At 34.4% G+C, this 14,990-nt stretch carries 18 protein-coding genes and 2 pseudogenes; 18 read left to right on the forward strand and 2 right to left on the reverse strand.

Translation table 11 applies throughout. The annotated features are described in order from the left end of the window. The first annotated feature begins 98 nt into the window (after positions 1–98). From AACL19_RS07070 to AACL19_RS04435, 15 genes and pseudogenes are all read left to right on the forward strand, one after another. Positions 99–260, forward strand: a complete 162-nt coding sequence (locus tag AACL19_RS07070; RefSeq protein WP_410519845.1) for a hypothetical protein — start codon at positions 99–101, stop codon at positions 258–260. Position 261: 1 nt separating this feature from the next. Then, positions 262–456 carry a hypothetical protein gene (locus AACL19_RS04370; protein WP_339045299.1) on the forward strand — a complete coding sequence of 65 codons (195 nt, stop codon included), beginning with the start codon at positions 262–264 and terminating at the stop codon, positions 454–456. 1 nt (position 457) lies between these two features. Continuing rightward, positions 458–1,501, forward strand: a complete 1,044-nt coding sequence (locus AACL19_RS04375; protein ID WP_339045300.1) for a hypothetical protein — start codon at positions 458–460, stop codon at positions 1,499–1,501. Positions 1,502–1,590: 89 nt separating this feature from the next. Beyond that, the gene (locus AACL19_RS04380; RefSeq protein WP_339045301.1) at positions 1,591–2,157 is read left to right on the forward strand and encodes a hypothetical protein; all 567 of its coding nucleotides are present in this window, start codon (positions 1,591–1,593) and stop codon (positions 2,155–2,157) included. A gap of 67 nt (positions 2,158–2,224) precedes the next feature. Further along, positions 2,225–3,352, forward strand: a pseudogene (locus AACL19_RS04385) (phage tail sheath C-terminal domain-containing protein); the annotation flags it as partial. A 24-nt stretch (positions 3,353–3,376) separates the two neighbouring features. Then, positions 3,377–3,876, forward strand: a pseudogene (locus AACL19_RS04390) (phage major tail tube protein). 179 nt (positions 3,877–4,055) lie between these two features. Beyond that, positions 4,056–4,403, forward strand: a complete 348-nt coding sequence (locus AACL19_RS04395; RefSeq protein WP_339045302.1) for a type II toxin-antitoxin system RelE/ParE family toxin — start codon at positions 4,056–4,058, stop codon at positions 4,401–4,403. Positions 4,404–4,497: 94 nt separating this feature from the next. After that, the gene (locus AACL19_RS04400) at positions 4,498–4,749 is read left to right on the forward strand and encodes a phage tail assembly protein (RefSeq protein ID WP_339046678.1); all 252 of its coding nucleotides are present in this window, start codon (positions 4,498–4,500) and stop codon (positions 4,747–4,749) included. A gap of 11 nt (positions 4,750–4,760) precedes the next feature. After that, positions 4,761–4,883: a hypothetical protein gene (locus tag AACL19_RS04405; RefSeq protein ID WP_339045303.1), complete on the forward strand. Its 123-nt coding sequence runs from the start codon at positions 4,761–4,763 to the stop codon at positions 4,881–4,883. Then, positions 4,859–7,168, forward strand: coding sequence for a phage tail tape measure protein (locus AACL19_RS04410; RefSeq protein WP_339045304.1), 2,310 nt, complete (start codon positions 4,859–4,861; stop codon positions 7,166–7,168). Before AACL19_RS04405 ends, AACL19_RS04410 begins: the two co-directional genes overlap by 25 nt. Then, entirely contained in the window at positions 7,168–7,533 is a 366-nt protein-coding gene (locus tag AACL19_RS04415; RefSeq protein ID WP_339045305.1) for a phage tail protein, read from the forward strand. Before AACL19_RS04410 ends, AACL19_RS04415 begins: the two co-directional genes overlap by 1 nt. Then, positions 7,508–7,711, forward strand: a complete 204-nt coding sequence (locus AACL19_RS04420) for a tail protein X (protein ID WP_339045306.1) — start codon at positions 7,508–7,510, stop codon at positions 7,709–7,711. Before AACL19_RS04415 ends, AACL19_RS04420 begins: the two co-directional genes overlap by 26 nt. A gap of 1 nt (position 7,712) precedes the next feature. Then, on the forward strand, positions 7,713–8,669 hold the full coding sequence (locus AACL19_RS04425; RefSeq protein ID WP_339045307.1) for a phage late control D family protein: 957 nt from the start codon (positions 7,713–7,715) through the stop codon (positions 8,667–8,669). 55 nt (positions 8,670–8,724) lie between these two features. Next, a complete protein-coding gene (locus AACL19_RS04430) occupies positions 8,725–9,255 on the forward strand; it encodes an ankyrin repeat domain-containing protein (RefSeq protein ID WP_339045308.1) in 531 nt (176 codons plus the stop codon). Between the two features lie 114 nt (positions 9,256–9,369). Continuing rightward, positions 9,370–9,597 (forward strand): hypothetical protein, encoded by a 228-nt coding sequence (locus AACL19_RS04435; protein WP_339045309.1) that lies wholly within the window; start codon positions 9,370–9,372, stop codon positions 9,595–9,597. A gap of 3 nt (positions 9,598–9,600) precedes the next feature. Here AACL19_RS04435 and AACL19_RS04440 read toward each other — a convergent pair whose 3' ends face one another. Then, the gene (locus AACL19_RS04440; protein WP_339045310.1) at positions 9,601–10,140 is read right to left on the reverse strand and encodes a phospholipase D family protein; all 540 of its coding nucleotides are present in this window, start codon (positions 10,138–10,140) and stop codon (positions 9,601–9,603) included. On the opposite strand from AACL19_RS04440, the gene AACL19_RS04445 reads away from it, so the two are divergent. Both AACL19_RS04445 and AACL19_RS04450 read left to right on the forward strand, forming a co-directional pair. Continuing rightward, positions 10,141–11,067: a patatin-like phospholipase family protein gene (locus tag AACL19_RS04445; RefSeq protein WP_339045311.1), complete on the forward strand. Its 927-nt coding sequence runs from the start codon at positions 10,141–10,143 to the stop codon at positions 11,065–11,067. Positions 11,068–11,242: 175 nt separating this feature from the next. Beyond that, entirely contained in the window at positions 11,243–12,040 is a 798-nt protein-coding gene (locus tag AACL19_RS04450; protein ID WP_339045312.1) for an ankyrin repeat domain-containing protein, read from the forward strand. Between the two features lie 3 nt (positions 12,041–12,043). Here AACL19_RS04450 and mutL read toward each other — a convergent pair whose 3' ends face one another. Next, positions 12,044–13,900, reverse strand: a complete 1,857-nt coding sequence (gene mutL, locus AACL19_RS04455) for a DNA mismatch repair endonuclease MutL (protein ID WP_339045313.1) — start codon at positions 13,898–13,900, stop codon at positions 12,044–12,046. A 100-nt stretch (positions 13,901–14,000) separates the two neighbouring features. Between mutL and AACL19_RS04460 the strand changes: the two genes are divergently transcribed. After that, on the forward strand, positions 14,001–14,963 hold the full coding sequence (locus AACL19_RS04460; protein WP_339045314.1) for an Rpn family recombination-promoting nuclease/putative transposase: 963 nt from the start codon (positions 14,001–14,003) through the stop codon (positions 14,961–14,963). The last annotated feature ends 27 nt before the right edge of the window (positions 14,964–14,990 follow it).

Below are 14,990 nucleotides of genomic sequence, written 5' to 3' on the forward strand. Positions count from 1 at the left end.
CAGGAGTAGATACTAAGGTCACAGTTACTTATGATGCTGTTCTTCCAGGCACTGCTGATGTTAAAGTTTACCTCCAAAAAGCTGAGGGAGAGTGGCAATTGATTGATTTAACTGCTGGCAAGCCAATAGGTGAATCTCAGGTAGAGAGAACTCATGTGCTGATAAATTTTAATGCAAGTAGTACCAGAATGAAGTTAGTCTTAAGTGGTACAGCACTGTATCGCCCTAAAGTGAGAAATTTGAGAATAGTCATTACATAGTATGCAAGATGATAAAACAGAGCGTGGATACTTATTACCGCACCCGGATAATATTGCTGCTGAGGACGTAGCTCGTATCCGTAACACCATTATGAAAATAGATAAGGATATTAGCTTACAAGAAAGTGAACACTTAAATCTCAAAGATGCTTTTATCCGTTTTAGTTTTGAAACTTTTTTAAATTTATGGAAATAAAATGACCATCGTCAAAGAAGTAGTTAATGCTCTGCAGCAAAGACTTAAGGAATTGTCAATAGATGCTACCCCTGATAAGATAGCCTATTTAGCTAAAGCGTTAGAATCTATAGCGGGACAGAGCACAGTTTTTGATATTGTAAATATAACTGATGAGAAATTAAAAGAACTTCTAGATAGTGCAACGAGTCATTTAAATAAATTAGACACCACTAAAGATAAGGCTTTAACTGCTATTTCTCAGCTGGAAAAACAATCATTAAAAAACATCGATGATAAAAGTATAGAAAGCTTATCATTACTTGATACGAGAAAAGATGCAAATATTGCCGCAATTGATAGTAGTGGGAATCTAGATCAAATTAAGGGGGCAGTTGATGATTTAAGCAAGGAGATAAAAAGCCGTAGTATGATTGCACCTGGATCAGTACCTTTATTATTTGGAATATTAAATAGATATAATGATAATTGGGGATCAAGTAACTTCTCTAGTGAACTTGGCCAATGGTACAGTAGTACAACCGGTGCTAATTACATGCTTGCTTTTCTTGCTGGGGCTCATAAGGAAAGTACTAGATATTGTAGTTTTTATAAGCCGCCACAGCTTTATTTTCTTCAAGGGACAAATGGTACATTTCTTTATAAGGAGATGTATTTGCGTTACGCTGTAAGTACAAACGTGTATCAATATCCATATGCATTACTGGGAGTAATCTTTGTTAAGAACACCAGTAAAGAAGATATAACTCGAACATTAAATTTTACTGGTTCATCAGGATGGAGTTCTGGTTATGAGGGTGCCGGAGTATTTGTTGGTACCCCAGATGCAATCAATCCTAATAAAGAAAAGACTTCAACAGTGACCTGGAAAAATGTGCAAAAGCATAATAGCACAAGTACGGAATTATCAAGCTCGGCTACTATAGTTATTCCGGCGGAGAAAACAGTAGCAATTGTGCTTTATACCTCACCGTATTACTACACTAATACTAGCAGTTATTACGCCCAATTTATGTACTTTGGTATTTATGTAGCAGCTTTTTAACCACTGGGCTTGAGATTGACAGGGAGAGAACACTTCGGGCTTTGCAGTGCCCAGGATTAGAATATGTTTATCAGATTTGGAGCTAGAAAATGCCTATTTATATTCGTTTTGTAAATAATAAACAAGTTGAAACCACTACCCTTGAAAGTAAACCAGAAGATGAGGGATGGCATGAGGCTCCAAGAGATTTTAGTTGGCAAAAAAGCTATTGTTTAACGGAAGGTGGAGAGATTGCACAGTGTAGCGATGAGGATATAAAACTAGAATTATTACAGAATGCTAAATCTGCAGCACTTACAAGTCTTAATATTTACTTCCATAATTATACTGGGCCATATGTGGGTTATTCTCATCACAAAGCCAAATCATATGATATTCAAGCTCAAGCTGCAGGAAATATTCTCAAGGCAGAGGAAACAAAGCAACCTTTAAATAATCAAGATACAGAAATTATTGCACCTTTAGCTAAAGTACGTGACATATCGATAGTTGAGATGGCCAAGCTGATTCAAGAAAGGGTAAACCAAGCGATAAAGGCCATAATAAAATGTGAAGAGCTTGAAAGCTTAGCCAAGAAAAAAATTAAAGAAGCTAAAACTGACCAGGAGCTACAAAACATTCTCAATGATTTTATTAAAGAAACTCAAGCTTCTTAAAAAAGGATAAATATATATGAATGACCAATTCTTCCATGGGTTGTTGAGATAACCTCAGGTCCAAGGTACCAATAAATCAGCAGTAATTGGCGTTATTGGTACTGCTCCAGACAGCGATAGTAATGTATTTCCATTGAACAAACCATCACTGATTGCAGGAAGCTTAAAAGAAGCAGCTAAACTTGGTAAGAAGGGTACTCTTCCTGCAGCTATCAATGCAATCTTTGCACAAATTGGAGCAACGGTAGTAGTTATTAGGGTTGAGGAGGGTAAAAATAGTGATCCTCTTTTAAAAGATGGCGAAACACTTAAAAATATTATCGGAGGAATAGATAAAAAAACCGGAGAATATCAAAGTATAGAAGCTTTCTTAAGTAGTGAAACATGTGACTCCAAGAATACTGGTTGCTCCTCATTTTACTCAGCAGTTATCTAAAACAGAGTCAAATACTGAAAAACCTAAAAATCCAGTAATTAGTGCTCTAATCCCCATAGCTGAGAAGCTAAGAGCAATTATAGTTGCTGACGGCCCCAATACTAATGATGAAGAGGCAGTTAAATATCGCAAAAGTATTGGCAGTAGCAGAGTTTATGCAGTTGATCCTTGGGTTAAAGTTTTTATTGATAGTAAAGAAGAAATTTTACCTACAAGCCCATTTGTTGCTGGACTTATTGCTAAAGTTAACAATGAACTTGGGTTTTACCTTCAAATCAAGAGATAAATGGTACTTTTGGCACGAGTCGAGCTATAGATTTTACTTTAGGTGATTTAAACTCTCGAGCTAATTACTTAAATGAGAATGAAGTTGCAACCATTATTCACCAAAACGGCTATAGATTATGGGGAAACAGAACCTGCTCCTCTGATCCTAAATGGGCATTTTTATCGGTAAGACGAACAGCGGATTTAATCAATGATAGTGTTCTGCGTGCTCATCTTTGGGCAGTTGATCGTAACATTAGTAAAACCTACATTGATGATGTTATTGAAAGTGTGAACTCTTATTTAGCACATTTAAAGGCACAAGGAGCAATTCTTGCTGGTAAGTGTTATCCTTCACCAGAGCTTAATACTCCTGCAAACATTACAAGTGGCAGGGTTTACTTTGATTTTAAGTTTACTCCATCTTATCCAGCTGAGCAGATAACGTTCCGTTCGTACTTAGCTGATAGCAATATAAAAGAGATATTTTAAAATTTAAATAGGGGGATAAATTTTATGTTACCGAAAATTTTAAAAAACTTTAATGTCTTTGTTGATGGTCGAGGTTATGCTGGTCGCATTGATGAGCTCACTTTACCTAAACTTACTATCAAAACTGAAGAATATAGAGCTGGAGGGATGGATATCCCAGTAAGTATTGATATGGGGATGGAAAAGCTTGAAGCTGAGCTTACTTTTGCTGAGTATGACACTGAGCTTTTTAGACTTTTTGGTTTAACAGATGGCAATTCAGTACCTTTAACCTTAAGGGGAGGACTCCAAGGAAGTGGTAATAATAATATTGAAGCAGTGGTGATCAATTTACGAGGTACCTTTAGAGAACTTGATTTTGGTAATTGGAAACCTGGAGAACTCTTAAATGTATGGTCAATGCTCACTATTACAAACTTACCATAGGAGGCAAAGAACTCATTGAAATCGATGCTGAGAATATGATGCGTAAGATCAACGGTGTCGATCAGCTGGCTTTATTACAGGCAGCTTTAGGAATATGATAAAAATTGACAAAATGACGTAAAAATGTTAAAATGTGTCAACTTATAAATTAGGTAACACATGGCTGAGATGAATTATGATAGTCTTATAAATCAATTAAATAATTTGCTTGTTAATATCTCTCAGTCTCAAAACAAATCTGTTTTAAAACTATTAACTGAGTTAATGGAAGAAGAAATTGAAGATATGGAATTATCTAAAATTGCTGATAAACGTTATAAAGAAAAGAGGGTTAAACATCAGAATGCCTTCTGGGATTAAGCCATATAATATAGATTATTCAGAGTCTGTAATCATAAAAGATATTCCTGCACTTCCATCTAAAGTAAAATCAATGATTAAAAAGGCAATAATGGAGCGTTTGACAGTTGATCCTATAGGACTTGGAAAACCGTTACGACATAATTTAAGTGGACAGCGTAGCTTGCGAGTAAGTACCTACCGAATACTTTACTACATAGATACTTCAACACATACAGTAGTTATTACTTCAATTGAACACAGAAAAGATTCTTATCAAAGATAATAGTTCTTATTTTTATTAAAATATTAATATCAAGAAAATTAGTCATGTGAAAGTCAGTGTAGGCTTGTATTTAATTAATTTTTTAGGGAGAGGTATACAAACAATAACACTTAACAACCCAATTACAATCGACAGCACTTCTATTTCAGAATTGACTCTCAGACGTCCAAAAGTGCGAGATTACTTAGCTATAGATCGTCTTGATGGTAGTAATCTGGCAAGAGAAGTAGCTTTAACTGCTAACCTTGCTTCTGTTACCAAAGAAACTATTGAAGAATTAGATATTGTTGATTATGTCAAAATACAGGAAGTATTAAGAGGTTTTTTTCCATCACAAAGGACTTAAGGTTAAATGTATTGTTGCTCAGTTCTGTTGCAGGTGGCGGGATTGAGCAGTTTTTAGATATGGAAATAGATGAGTTCATTCTTTGGCTCAAAGTTGGAGTAGAAATAAAATGTCAACATTATCTATCAAAATAGGTGCTATACTTGATGGTAGCTTTAGTAGTACTATGGCAGGAAGTAGTGCTCAGCTTTCTCGTCTTGGCAATACAATCAAACAACTTGACTTATCAATGCAATCAGTATCTAAATTTAAGCAATTAACTCGTGACTCATTGACTGCCAAAAAATCCTGGAAAGACTTAGAAGGACAAGTAAAATCTTTGGCTAAGCAAATTAAACTCAGTGAGAATCCAAGTAAAGCTCTGCAAACAGAATTTAATAAGATTAAGTTATCGACATCTAAGGCAAAAGCAGCTTATTTGCACAAAAGAGAAGCCCTCTACCAATTAAATCTAGAAATAAGAAAAAGTGGCCAGAATATAGAGTCTCTGGTTCGTAGTCAACTTAAACTCGGAGCATCAGCTGAAAAGCTAAAAAGCCGTTATCATGCACTTGGTTCAGTTATAAAAAAACAGCAAGAGGTTTTAGCACAGAGAGCAAACCTTAGATCTCAAATGGTAGATGCCATAGCATTAGGGGTAACACTTGCAGCACCACTAAAAGTTGCTATTGATTTTGAATCTGCTATGGCTGATGTTAAGAAGGTGGTAGAATTTACTCCTAATACAAGCGAAGCTACCGATTTTGCTAATAAGCTAAAAGAAATGTCACGTACTATACCTTTATCAGCAGCAGAACTTGCCCAAATCGCTGCTAGTGGTGGTCAGCTTGGTATTGCAAAAGAAGATCTCACTAAATTTACAGATACAGTAGCTAAAATGGCTACCGCATTTGATATGACGGCAGAAGAAGCGGGTGATGCCATTGCTAAACTCTCCAATGTTTATAATATTGGCATTGATAAAATGGGTAAAGTTGGTGATGTAATAAACCATTTATCTGATAATACTGCAGCCAAAGCCAGAGAAATGGTGGCAACTTTAAATATAATTGGTGGTACAGCAAAACAGTTTGGCTTGGACGTTACTCAAGCAAGCAGTTTAGCTAATAGCTTTATTAGTTTAGGTAAACAACCAGCTAAAGCGGCAACAGCAATAAATGCTATGCTCAGTAAACTCCAAACTGCAGGAGAGCAAAGTAGTGAGTTCCAAGAGACATTAGAGGAAATGGAGTTAAGCGTAGAAGAGCTTGAAGAAGCCATCAAATCTAATGCCCAAGGAGCACTGATGAAATTTCTTGCAGCACTAGAGAAAATAGATAGCCAGGAACGTTCTAAAATCTTATACAAGCTCTTTGGCCTTGAGTATCAAGATGATATTGCCCTGCTAGTTGGTAGTTTAGATAAGTATAAAAAAGCTATAGAGCTGGTTGCTCAAGAAAGAGATTATGAAAATTCTATGCAGAAAGAGTTTGATAATCGTGCAAGTACTACAGCCAATAATCTACAATTGCTTAAAAATTCAATGGCTGAAGTTGGTATGAATTTAGGTGCAGTTATGCTCCCTACTTTAAATACAATCACTGGAGCTTTAAAAGCTATATCTACCAGCATAGCTCAATTTGCAGAGAGATATCCCAAAATAACTACAGCAGTGGTGGGAGTTACTACTGCTCTGATTGGTTTTAAAATAGCAGCAGTAGGACTAGGTTATGCCCTCACTTTTATTAAAGGTGGAGCTTTAGCACTAGTAGCTATTATGCATGGACCGCTTACTCTAGCATTTACTAAATTAGCTTCATCGGTATTTCCAGCAGTAGTTTTAGGACTAAAAACCATAGCACTAGCTGTGATCAGTAATCCTATAGGTATAGCAGTTGCAGGACTTGTAACTGGTGCAGCTCTTATAATTAGCAATTGGGAAAAGGTGAAAAGTTTCTTTGCTAGTTTTTGGGAGTATATTAAATCAATTATAAAACCCATTGGTGAGGCTTTTGCTTGGATAAGCAATACTGCTATTTCTCCACTTAAGAATACTGTTTCACTATTTAAGAAGAAGTCTGCTCAAAACACTATTTTAAAGAGTGTATATTCCCCTTTAAGTAGCAGCACATCAAAAGAGTTTTCTAAAAATAATACTCTTAAGAATTTTAAGGTAAATAGCGTTATTGAAGAGAAAAAGTTTGCTGAGAGTAACTCTAAAGACGATACTGACAAGATATTTAAAGAGTTTATCAAGAGTAAATTTGAAAATAAGGAAGAGAAAACCTTCAATAAAACTCAACATATTACTAATAATTATAATATCAGTATTAAAGCAGAGCCTAATCAAGATACTTGTAGTCTTGCTGATGAAGTTATAAGAAGAATAAGAGAACAAGCACGTGGCGCCCTTTTTGATATAGTAGAAGAGGTTTATTAATGCTGTCACTTGGACCATATAAATTTTTACCAACAAGCTTACGATACTATAAAGAGCAAAGATGGCATGCAGTTGAGTGCATCGGTCAAATATCATTACAAAATATTGGTTCAGGGGTAGAACATATTGATTTGGAAGGAATAATCTATCCGCAGCTGCATTTTAATGATCTAATTAATATGAGAGAGTCATGGGTAAAGCAAATACCCCATATCTTAGCCCAAGCTTCAGGGTTTATCTTTGGGCATTTTGTTATTACTCATATAGAAGAAAGGCAAAGATTCTTTCTCCCTTCTGGTTTGCCAAGAAAGATTGAATTTAGCTTAAGTTTAAAACGTTATGTATTACCATACTCAAGAGAATGAAGTTTTAGATTATATCTGTCATCAACATTATGGCTTTACTTCTGGAGCTGTGGAAAAAGTGTTAGAGGAAAATCCTGGACTTGCAGAATATGGTAGTTTTTTGCCCGCAGGACTTAAGATTAAGTTGCCTAAGCTTGAGAAGATGTTACAAAAGTCCATTGTAAGAATTTTAGATTAAAATGATACCTGATTTTAATATAATCACAGGAGAAAGCTTTGTTATAGAGAATTTGAAAAATAGGTTAATATCGCTGCGTATTACTGATGAACTTGGCACTACCAGTGATGAAGCTGAGATATGTTTTAATTATGAAAATGGTGCTTTAGAGTTTGCAGGTAATTTAAAGGTATTTCTTGGATATAAGGAGACAGGGTTATTTCCCATGGGAGTTTATGTAGCCAATGAAGTAATAATACAAAGTCCACCACAAACAGTAAGGATTAAAGCTCATGTTGCTAATTTAAAGAAGTCTTTAAAAGAACAGGTATCAAAACAGTGGCATCAGATTACTTTAGGTGATTTAGTAGAACAAATAGCACAAAAGCATGGTTATGGAGCTAAAGTTGCTACAGAGTTCAAAGATATCTTAGTGCGGCATACTTATCAAATCAATGAGAGTGATATGAGTTTTTTAACTAAAATAGCTAGAGAACATGGAGCAATAGTTAAGCCTATAGGTGGATATATAATCTTTGTCTCTAAAGGAAAGTCAAAATCAGTATCAGGGAAAACTTTAGAAGCAATAGCTATCACCCCTCAAGATGTAATTAACTGGCAAGCATGTTTTACTGTACGCAATCGTTATAATTCTGTGATAGCAAAATGGTATAATTACGAAAAGGGAGAAACTATTTCAGAAACAGCTGGAGTTGGTAGTCCAAGTTATGTCATGCGGGAAGTTTACTCAAGCTCAGAATTAGCACTAGGTGCAGCTCAAGCAAAATTAAAACAACTAAGGCGTAGCACAGCAACCTTAGATATAACTATACCAGGTAATCCTCGAGTTTTTACTGAAGCTAGACTTAATCTTGCAGAATTTGGCAAAGAAATAGATGGTACGTGGATGATAAACAAAGTAGAACATACTTTAAATAGCAGAGGTTATCTTACTGCATTAGTGGCATCTAACAAATAAAAGGGTTAAGAAAAATTAAATAAATTATCTATTTAATGTAGAAAAAATGTTAAATATGAACAAGCCGAATAAAAATGTAAAAAACAGTCTAAACCTTATATGGCTTGTAGTAACAGTAATATGTGTTTTTATTACTTATTATTGCATGAAAGTAAAAGCTACCAACAATTATGAACAAATATTGCAAGTTGCTGCAGAAGGTTGTAATCTAGAAATCACAAAATTCTTAGTACAGGATATACTAGACATAAATAGTACTTCAAGTGTTAGTTCAAAAACACTAATTCATTCTGCAAGAGGAGGGTGTTTGGAAATTATAAAGTTTTTTGTAGAGAAAGGGGTAGATATTAACGCTACAAATGGCAGTACAAGCAAAAGAACAGCCTTACACCATGCTGCGTATGTAGGTCGTTTAGAGATTGTTAAACTTTTATTAAAAAAAGGAGCAAATCCTAACGTGAGAGATAACGACGAAAAAAATCCTAGAGATATGGCCGTAATAGAATCACGACATAATAAAGATAAACCCTACAATGAGATTATAAGTCTGCTTTATAACGCAGACAAGCAATACAAATTTGAATAATAGTCTACTGAGCAAAAGAGGATAATATATATACTAACATTCTAGTCTTACTAAACCCATTTTAACCAAAAAACTTTAATCAAAATTTAAACCATTTTAGCAATGAGGAGAAGCATGAAAAACCAAACTATAGGAAAAATCCCAATAGCAGTAATTATAACAATGGTAATACAAACAGTGGCAACAATCTGGTGGCTCGCAAAGCTTGATTTTCGAGTACACATGCATGATAAATTAATTGAACATGGATTAATAGAAAAAGTATTGATACTTGAGGAAAGAGTAAAAAACCTCTCTGAAGAATTAGATGAGTTTAAAATTCAAATTTCTAGCTCAAGGTAATAATTATTCTTTTCCAGCTGGTGTATAAGGATTAGACTGCAATTGGCGCTCCTTCCAATTTTCTACATATTTTTCAGTTAATGCATGATTGCCTGTAATAATCAATAAATTTTCAGCATTCCTTAATTCAGCAGATGCAGTAAAATTGAATGACCCCGTTATGATTTTTTGATTATCAATAATAATGATCTTATTGTGTGATATTGATGGTTTAAGGTCAATCCAAATCTGTATTTTGTATTGAAACAGTTCATTGATCACACTATATTTTGAGTGAATTTGTGTTTTATCTAAAATTACTTTAACGTCAATACCACGGTTTTTCGCTGTAATTAGAGATTGCGCAATTGGTTTAGAGGAAAATATATAAGCTTGAACCAATATAGATTTTTTAGATTGATTTACTGCATCAATTATACGTTTAGTGCATTGATTGCCCGGTGTAAAGCAAACTGAAGTTTTTGGGCAAAATGAAGGTAGAAAATTGACACATCCTGATAGAGACAAACACGTTAATAAAATTAATAAATATCTAACATTCATATGAAAAAATACATTCTCTCAGTTGATGGAGGTGGAATTAGAGGTATTATTCCAGCCATCATTTTAGCAGAAATAGAGTGTAGAGTAAATAAACCTATTGCTAAAATATTTGATTTAATGGTCGGAACCTCAACAGGTGGAATTGTTGTTGCTGGCTTATGCAAGAAAGATGATCAAGGAAAACCTAAATATTCTGCTCAAGATTTAGTCGACCTTTATCAAAAGTATGGGTCTTATATCTTTAGATCCTTCTTTTTAAGAAAAGCAATTGCTTGGTTTAATGGTGCAGAGTACTCATATAAGAATCTTGAACATGTTCTAACTGGGTATTTTGGTGAGGATACTTTGAGCAATACTTTAAGTAATCTCCTGTTAACTAGCTACGATATAGACAATCATTGTCCTTTCTTCTTTAAAAACTGGCGAGAGGATAGAAATCTTATCAAGTTAAAAGATGCTTTAAGAGCTACAACTGCAGCACCCACTTACTTTACCCCTAAACATCTTAAAATTAATCAAATAAATAGAGTACTGATTGATGGGGGAATCTTTGCCAATAATCCTGCTGCCTGTGGCTACGCTAGTGCTAAGAGGTTATTCCCAAGTGATGATATAACTATTCTATCCATTGGTACAGGTACATTAGAAAGAACCATAAAATATAGTAGCTCAAAAAGGTTTGGTAAGATAACTTGGGTTAAACCTTTGCTGGATGTTATGTTCGGCAGTAGCCTTGATGTTGTTGATTATCAGCTGGGTGAAGTAATGGGAGATAAGTATATAAGAATACAATCTCAATTAAAAATTGCATCAGCTGAGATAGACAATACTACTGCCAAAAATATCAAAGATTTAAAGCAAGAAGCCCAGATGATAATTAGTGATAATCAAAGGATAATAGAAGAATTTTGTAAGATGGTAGCATAAATGTTATAAATTTTTACTAAATCCAGCACCAGAAGTTTTTTTAATGTTTACCAAATACTTTCTCGTATAAAGAGTATTACTCTTAAATATTTCTCTTGCTAAGAGCAATTATATTAATACTATCCTAACCCTGAAGAGCACATGCTCTAATATATAACGCTCTATGAAGGTCAGTATGGGGATTGATAAGGATTTAAATGCTATAGCGAGAAAAGTTAATAAAGGTAAATATATTAACTCATTATTATACCCTCTGGTTAATAGTATATTTGGTTTAAAATTGTTTCATCTGGCTGCTAAATATAATTGGAAAGGTATATTAGAATTTTTAGTAAAAAAAGGCATTAAGGTTAATGTTAGAGATAGAAACGGCAACACCGCTTTACATTTTGCTAGTAAAAATGGCCATGAAGAAATCTTAAATATTCTTTTGCTTAATGGTGCTAAAGCCAATGTTAAAAATATTTATAATATAACTCCGCTGCACTATTCTATTAAATCCGGCTATGAAGAAATTGTAGAAGCCCTGATAAAATATGGTGCAGATGTAAATTATGAGGACTGTTGGGGAAATACTATCATACACTTAGCAGCAAAAGAGTGCCATAATGAAATTCTTAAAATGCTCATAAAAAGTGGTGGATATGTTGATGTAATAGATAAAGATCTAAATACACCTCTGCATATTGCAGTTTTAAATAATTGTGAAAGTGCTATAGAGATTCTATTACAAAATAATGCTAACGTTAATGCTCAAGGAGAATATGACTGTACGCCCTTACATCTTGCCGTAATTAAAGGCAATAAAAGAATCGTTGAATTATTACTAAAGAAGCAAGCAAACATTTATTTAGAGGTTAATTATAATGATATTATTATGACAGCTCTGGATATCGCTCAGGCTAATAAAAATGAAGAAATTGAACAATTACTTTTAAGTTTTATTGCAAAATCACACTGTATCTCTAAGTAAAACTCACCTCCGCTCAAAAAGCTTCTCAATGTCAGAGAGTTTCATTTCTATATAGGTGGGTCTACCATGGTTACATTGGCCAGAAAATGCTGTCTCTTCCATTTGCCGGAGCATAGCATTCATCTCTTCAAGTTTCATTGCTCTTCCCGCTCTGATTGATCCATGGCAGGAGATGGTTGCACAAATTTTTTTCATTTTATCTTCTATTGGTAAAGTATCTTCCATCGCTATCAGATTATCGGCTAAATCCAATACCGTTTCTTTGACATTAATTGCACCAAAAATTGCTGGGGTTTCTTTGACTGTCACTAGTGTATCTGAGGCAATCTCAAGACCCAAACCCATTTCACCAAGCTTATCTTTATATTTTGCTATAAGTTCTCCAGCATAGCTACTTATTACTACAGTTTCAGGAATAAGTAATTTTTGTCTTTTGATTCCTGACTTTTTTATTATCCCTTTTAAATACTCATAAACAAGCCTCTCATGAGCTGCATGCTGATCGACAATAATTAGCTTATCCTTTGACTGTGCAATTATGTAAGTATTGTAAACTTGACAGCGTGCAAGCCCCAAAGGATATTCTTCTACTATATTTATTTGCTCTTTAGTTAAAATATCTGTTTTTTGAGAAGGTTTTAGCTCTTTTTGCAGATCCAAAGAGTGCGGTTTATCTACTGAAAAACTATCCCTTTTTGTTTCTAAATCAGGAGATAGGAATTTATTCATTAATGAACTTTCTAAAGGAGATGGTCTTTTGGAATAGAATTCTTGATTCCTTCTATTATCCTTACTTACCTTACTGTTTTCACTAATCTTATCATCGGCAATAAATTTCTCAAATGGGCTCAAAGGAATATCTTTCTTATCACTTAATCTTGTTGATAAGGCTTTAATTAATCCTCTGGTAATTACCTCATATATAAGCTTTTTATCTCTAAATCTTACCTCTAGCTTATTGGGATGAACGTTCACATCTACTTGATCGTAAGGCACCTCTAAATGCAGTACAACAATTGGATATCTGCCACTGGGAATAAAGTCATTATATGCATATCTTATGGCCCCTATGAGCATATTATCTTTAATTGGCCTATTATTAACGAAAGTATAGATCATAGTAGAGTTACCACGGTTTACTGTTGGTTTGCAGATGTAGCCTGTTACGCCTGTACCATCCTCTTCTTCCCTCACTTTAAGAGAATTCTCTGCAAATTCCTTCTCAATCTCGCATAATCTAAGCAGTAGTGATTCTTGCTTATTATATTTTAAAAGCCTTTTGTTATTTGAGCTTAAAGTAAAACCAATGCTGGAGTTTATCATTGCTAAGTTGTTTATAATGTCAACAATTGCTTGGGTTTCAGCCCGTTCAGTTTTTAAAAATTTAAGTCTATTAGGAGTGGCAAAAAACAAATCCCTCACTTCAATTTCTGTACCACCTAAAGCGGAAGCAGGAGTAAGATCCATCACCTTTTCTCCACCTGCGTAGGCTATGCTCCAAGCAGAATCCATGCCTTTTGCCCGAGATGAAAGTTTTATTCTACTAACCGCGGCAATTGAAGGCAGTGCTTCTCCCCGAAATCCTAGGTGCTTAATCTCTATCAGATCATCATCATTTTTAAGTTTAGAAGTTGCATGGCGCTTAAATGCTAGCTCAATATCTTCCTTCTCTATGCCAGTACCATTATCTAAAACAGTGATGAGATTGCGCCCACCACTTTCTATTTTTACCTCAATTTCTAAGCTACCAGCATCTATGGCATTCTCTACCAATTCCTTCACCACACTAGCTGGACGTTCTATAACTTCACCAGCTGCTATCCGACTTACTGTTTTTGCATCAAGTAATATTATTGCCACACTATCCCTAACTTTTTAGGTCAGTCTATTACCTAGCTTTACATTTGTAAAGTTACTTTAAATAGTGTATAATTATTAAGATTTTATTCTCTTTCTTTATATGGCTCTTTCTAAGTTTTTAGATCCAAAATGTGATCTAACCTTTAAACGTATCTTTGGTACTGAGAAGAATAAAAATATTCTTATTCACTTCCTTAATGATATTTTAGAGTTTCATGGAGAAAGTGCAATACAAGAAGTTGAATTTCTTAGCACTATTATGAATCCTGAGATTGCTTCTGATAAACAAAGCATTGTTGACGTTCTCTGTAAGGATTCTCATGGTAATAGATATATTGCGGAGATGCAGGTTGCAAGAGATAAAGGCTTTGAAAAACGTGCTCAACTTTATGCTGCTAAGGCTTATTCACGACAGTCTGGTAATTATATTGATTTTAAGAAAGTTTTCTTTATTGCTATTTCCAATTGTACTCTTTTTCCTAAAGAAGTTGAGTATATCTCTACCCATAATATTCGCGACATTAAGACCAATGGCCATTACTTAAAGGATTTTCAGTTTGTTTTTATAGAGTTACCTAAATTTGTAAAAAGTAAAGTGGAACATCTTCAAACAGTTGTAGAGCGCTGGTGCTTCTTTTTTAAATATGCAGAAGAAACAACTGATGAAGATCTAAGGAAAATTGCAAAACAGGAACCAATAATAAAGCTAGCGTATGATGAGCTGGATAAATCAGGTTGGACCGAAAAAGATCTAGTAGCATATGAAGAAAGAATTTTAGATTTTCAGAAGGAAGCTGCTATTTTAGAGCAAAAACTTGATGATGCTACTGAAAAAGGTAAAAAAGAAGGCAGAGAACAAGGCATCAAAATTGGCGAAGAAAGAGGCATACAAATCGGTACTCAACAAGGGAAAATTGAAGGGAAAATTGAAGGGAAAATTGAAGGGAAAATTGAAGGGAAAATTGAAGTGGCAAAAACAATGCTGGCTAATAATGTTGATGTGGGTACTATTGTCAAGTTTACTGGCTTATCTTTAGATGAGATCAAAAAATTACAAGAATGATAGTTGCTTTATAGGTGTATGTTACCT

Origin of the sequence: Candidatus Mesenet endosymbiont of Agriotes lineatus, assembly GCF_964019585.1 — a bacterium.
Lineage (GTDB): Bacteria > Pseudomonadota > Alphaproteobacteria > Rickettsiales > Anaplasmataceae > Mesenet.

What these genes read in the sequence shown, in the direction of transcription:
- AACL19_RS04420 (WP_339045306.1), top strand. Translation starts at nt 7,508, where the DNA reads ATGTATTACCATACTCAAGAGAATGAAGTTTTAGATTATATCTGTCAT.
- AACL19_RS04430 (WP_339045308.1), top strand. Translation starts at nt 8,725, where the DNA reads ATGAACAAGCCGAATAAAAATGTAAAAAACAGTCTAAACCTTATATGG.
- AACL19_RS04440 (WP_339045310.1), bottom strand. Translation starts at nt 10,140, where the DNA reads ATGAATGTTAGATATTTATTAATTTTATTAACGTGTTTGTCTCTATCA.
- AACL19_RS04450 (WP_339045312.1), top strand. Translation starts at nt 11,243, where the DNA reads ATGGGGATTGATAAGGATTTAAATGCTATAGCGAGAAAAGTTAATAAA.
- AACL19_RS04435 (WP_339045309.1), top strand. Translation starts at nt 9,370, where the DNA reads ATGAAAAACCAAACTATAGGAAAAATCCCAATAGCAGTAATTATAACA.
- AACL19_RS04375 (WP_339045300.1), top strand. Translation starts at nt 458, where the DNA reads ATGACCATCGTCAAAGAAGTAGTTAATGCTCTGCAGCAAAGACTTAAG.
- AACL19_RS04415 (WP_339045305.1), top strand. Translation starts at nt 7,168, where the DNA reads ATGCTGTCACTTGGACCATATAAATTTTTACCAACAAGCTTACGATAC.
- AACL19_RS04380 (WP_339045301.1), top strand. Translation starts at nt 1,591, where the DNA reads ATGCCTATTTATATTCGTTTTGTAAATAATAAACAAGTTGAAACCACT.
- AACL19_RS04460 (WP_339045314.1), top strand. Translation starts at nt 14,001, where the DNA reads ATGGCTCTTTCTAAGTTTTTAGATCCAAAATGTGATCTAACCTTTAAA.
- AACL19_RS04445 (WP_339045311.1), top strand. Translation starts at nt 10,141, where the DNA reads ATGAAAAAATACATTCTCTCAGTTGATGGAGGTGGAATTAGAGGTATT.
- AACL19_RS04410 (WP_339045304.1), top strand. Translation starts at nt 4,859, where the DNA reads ATGTCAACATTATCTATCAAAATAGGTGCTATACTTGATGGTAGCTTT.
- AACL19_RS04425 (WP_339045307.1), top strand. Translation starts at nt 7,713, where the DNA reads ATGATACCTGATTTTAATATAATCACAGGAGAAAGCTTTGTTATAGAG.
- AACL19_RS04370 (WP_339045299.1), top strand. Translation starts at nt 262, where the DNA reads ATGCAAGATGATAAAACAGAGCGTGGATACTTATTACCGCACCCGGAT.